A 369-nucleotide genomic window follows, 5' to 3' on the forward strand; every position below is an offset into this window, starting at 1 on the left:
AAACCGTTGGGGTGGCAGAGGATGTAGTACAAGTTGGATCGCGACTATAAAGCTAGTGGGTAGTCGGTTTGAAAGGTGTGACCTTGACAACGCCGTTGGTGGGAAAGATGAAGTAGTATGTGTGAATAAGGGAAGTACCTCGACTGTTAGGTTTAAAAGAATGAAATATGATGATACGCTTTTTGAAGGCAAGGATTTGCAATGTGCGCTTGTGGGAGGTGGGGAAGGATGTGATAAGCCTCTTTTGGTCGAATGTGAATCGCAGGCAAAAGGAAGCGGAGTATGTGTGTCTCCCGAGATACGGTTTTATGGGACGAGAATGGCGATGAGTAGCGAGCAGAAGAAAGTAGCAGAACAGAAGAAAGTAGC

1 protein-coding gene is annotated in these 369 nt (G+C 46.1%); it reads left to right on the forward strand.

Annotated elements, in window-relative coordinates:
• A partial coding sequence (locus LE180_RS06650; protein WP_374134668.1) for a hypothetical protein occupies nt 1-369 on the forward strand: 369 nt, incomplete at both ends.

The organism is Candidatus Endomicrobiellum pyrsonymphae (assembly GCF_020328025.1).
Classification (GTDB): Bacteria; Elusimicrobiota; Endomicrobiia; order Endomicrobiales; family Endomicrobiaceae; genus Endomicrobiellum; species Endomicrobiellum pyrsonymphae.